The sequence below is a fragment of the Psychrobacter sp. 1U2 genome (genome assembly GCF_051847575.1).
In genome coordinates this window covers 1-569 of the sequence record NZ_JBPYDC010001581.1, presented here as the reverse complement: position 1 = coordinate 569, position 569 = coordinate 1, and the positions used below count along the sequence as shown (strand labels likewise).

Annotated in this window: 1 protein-coding gene; it reads right to left on the bottom strand. The window is 45.5% G+C overall.

Going from position 1 to position 569, the window contains the following annotated elements:
* Positions 1–569, bottom strand: a 569-nt coding sequence (locus ACS8FD_RS23300; RefSeq protein WP_439277600.1) for a M16 family metallopeptidase, incomplete at both ends; no start/stop codon positions are given.

Sequence of the window (569 nt, the reverse complement as noted above, 5' to 3'; positions counted from 1 at the left end):
TAAGGACCACGAGCCAGCATTGGATTCATAGAGCCAGATATACCATAGGTATAACCGAGGTTTTGACGAATCTCTGTCATTAAGCGCGCATTAAAATTACCACCTGCTAATACTTCGTTGCCTACTGCAAAGTTGGTTTGTTGTTGCTGCGCTTGTGAATCGGTAGCGCGCTTATTACCTAATTGGCCCATCAATACTGTGGTTTGGGTGCTAGGAAAAGGGATATGGATATGCTGTGCTTGGGTGAGGGGTTTTGGCTCGGCTAAAGTGTCCGCTGCCACACCTTTAGGTAAATTAGCAGTAATGTCTTCAGCGAGTTTTTTAGCTTGAGCAAGCGTCAAGTTACCAGTCATTGCTAAGGATGCATTGGCAGCGACAAGGTAGCGGTTTTGAAAATCAGTCAGATCTTTTTTCTCGATGTTGGGCACAGTCTCAAGTGTACCCGATGAAGGATGGGCATACGGATGGCTGCCATATAAAGCTTCATCAAAAGCAAGACTGGCAAGGCTATTAGGATCTTGTTTTTGTTGTTGCAGACCGACGAGTAAGCGTGCTTTGTTACGCGCTAA